Consider the following 2,486-nt stretch of genomic DNA (forward strand, 5'->3'; position numbering starts at 1 on the left):
AGGCCTCTAGGCTTCAGAAGCGAATCCACAAACACTTCAATGAATTCACGCTTTGCCACCGTATACATGTCGAGCGATAGAAGAATGTTCTCGCCAACCAGGTATTCGATTGCTGGTGCAATAATATTCGGGTTGTTGTGTCCGTAGTTGAGTGCGCCGGACCCTACGAGGAAATCGATATATGGCTTACCGGCCTCGTCCCAGATTGTCGCTCCAAGGGCCTTCGTAAAGACTGCGGGAAACGACCGCCCGTAGCGACGAACGTTTGACTCATGAGCTGCAAAAACGTCGGTATTCATCTTAGATGCCCCGTAAATCTAGCATCGCCTTTAGCGAGATAGTGGTTAAATGCATTTGGTTGGTCGTGGTTTTCTTCATTTTCATCTAGACGATCGAAACAGTCCGGACGAAATTTCGGTGGTCGGTGACTTCCGACAATCCATGTTCGTATTGCTGACACGCTCCTCAAAAGTTACGCGACAAAAATGGAGACCGGACTTGCGCGGCAGCTCAACTGCTGCACAGACCCACTTGGCATCCTCCACCGTCACGTTGCTCTGCATGCAATTGCCTTCCGGTCAATGCGTGGAACGAACCCGGTTCTAAATTTTTCGTGCAGGCGCCGATACTACGGGATCTGGTAGTTGACTCGCCTGTCTGTAAACCTTTGCATAGACATAGCCGGCATCGGCAGTAACGGTGCTGATGGACAGCCCCGGCGCCTTCATCGTGGCATCAATCCGCTCGACGATCATCTGCCCTTCGTTGATCTCGCCCGTGGTCACGGCGACATCCCACGCCGCGCAGATCATCAACGACGGCATGTTACTTGTAGGCAGGCTCCAGCCGGCGATTGCTGCCATTGGTTGCCATGCTGGCGTCTGGTCGGTGACGCAGACCTTCTTGAACTTCCCGGTCTTGCGGCTCCTTTTGAGAGCGGCCTCAGCATCCTCGTTCACCGACCTCACAGCCTCGACATGGCGCACCGCCAGGCTGTCCCAACTCACGTCAGCCCGGATCCATGAAGCATCGACGTGAACCACCTCGCCCTTGGCGATCTTTGCCTCGATGCAGGCCTGGCGAGCATCCGGCGGTCTGCGACCTCGGGATCGATGCCCGGGCGACCATTGTCATTGCAATAGAGATCCGAGACCTCGCCGTTTAGCCCTGACAGATCAAGCACGCGGTCGACCTTGGCTAGAACATGGTATCGGGAACAAGATGTCGTAGCGACCCGGTCATGAACAGTTCGAGCTGATGCCGCTCTTTCCGGCCGAGCATCCCGAATCCTCCGGCGAATCAACGATTGCTCAATTGATCAGTAGCAGAGGTCTTCTTCAACAGCCCCCGCGTCCACTTCATGAGGAATGTGTTGGCACATGCTGGAAAGTGCGCGCGCCGCGTCGTCTTGGCCTTCATCGCCACCGCTCGCGCAGGGAACGCCGCAAGCAGCGAGCCTGCAATGGCGCGCCGTCGCCGACCAGATCCGGCCGAAGGTGCCGAAGCTGGCGACAATCATGGGCGACGCCGCGCCCGATGTGCTCGCCTATATGACCTTCCCGAAGGAGCATCGTGCCAAGCAGCACTCGACGGATGACATCGACAAGCCTGATTTCGGCTTTTTCGATTCCTGTTGCGTTTCTTTGTCGGCTCAGGTGACCGTGTTTCTTCGTCCTGGCCAACAGGATTTCCGGTGCGAGCGTGTCAAGACGCAGTCAAGGCTGGCCGGTGCGATGGCGGCACGGGCCGGCTGCGAGGTTTCCAGGCCACGCCTTGACGGCGTCGAGCACGGCGCCAGTTTGAGCGGACCGAGGCCGCGGTCGTGCCTGCACATTCCTTATGCTATATTTGTTCGGCACGGAGACCACGTGGCAAAGAGTGGTGCGAGAGGATGAGAGTGCTACCACCACCTCCGCAAAGGTGCGGTGGATGTCCATTCCAATCACACGTCTCATCGGCCTCCCTCCTCAAAAGTCGGGAGCCGGTGGGCGACGCGACACCTACGGATCCGCGCTCTGGGCGCAACCGGGCATGTTATCAAGCGAATTGAGGATTTGACCCCCTGGGCGAAACGAAGAACTGACCCCCTCATTGTTTTGCGGTTTCGTTGGTGTCGAGCGTCGTTCCGGCCTTCTGCGATAGGCCGGAATGACGCTTTTCGCGAAGCCGGTAGCTGTCACCGCGGATGGTGATCACTGTCGAGTGGTGAAGCAGGCGATCAAGGATCGCGGTTGCCACCACGGGATCGCCAAACACGCTGCCCCATTCGCCCACCGAGCGGTTGGAGGTGATCAGGATCGATCCTCGCTCATAACGCCGCGACACCAACTGGAAGAACAGATGCGCGGCATTGGCTTCGAACGGGAGATAGCCGAGCTCGTCGATGATCAACAGTTTCGGCCGCGACAGGGTCGTCAGCTGCTTTTCGAGTGAACCGTCGTCATGGGCCTTGGCCAGCATCGCCACGAGCGTGGCCGCCGTGACGA

At 57.9% G+C, this 2,486-nt stretch carries 2 protein-coding genes and 2 pseudogenes; 1 reads left to right on the forward strand and 3 read right to left on the reverse strand.

Translation table 11 applies throughout. The annotated features are described in order from the left end of the window. Together NKJ12_RS31960 and NKJ12_RS31965 are read right to left on the reverse strand one after the other, a co-directional pair. A partial coding sequence (locus NKJ12_RS31960; protein WP_352707692.1) for an aminotransferase class III-fold pyridoxal phosphate-dependent enzyme occupies positions 1-299 on the reverse strand: 299 nt, incomplete at its 3' end. A gap of 306 nt (positions 300-605) precedes the next feature. Continuing rightward, positions 606-1,281 (reverse strand): annotated as a pseudogene (locus NKJ12_RS31965) (transposase); the annotation flags it as partial. Between the two features lie 67 nt (positions 1,282-1,348). On the opposite strand from NKJ12_RS31965, the pseudogene NKJ12_RS31970 reads away from it, so the two are divergent. Then, positions 1,349-1,607, forward strand: a pseudogene (locus tag NKJ12_RS31970) (transposase); the annotation flags it as partial. Between the two features lie 481 nt (positions 1,608-2,088). Here the strand turns inward: NKJ12_RS31970 and NKJ12_RS31975 are convergent. After that, positions 2,089-2,486 (reverse strand): ATP-binding protein (locus tag NKJ12_RS31975; protein WP_352707694.1); only part of this gene is annotated, 398 nt, incomplete at its 5' end.

This window comes from Mesorhizobium sp. M0195, assembly GCF_040322115.1.
GTDB lineage: Bacteria > Pseudomonadota > Alphaproteobacteria > Rhizobiales > Rhizobiaceae > Mesorhizobium.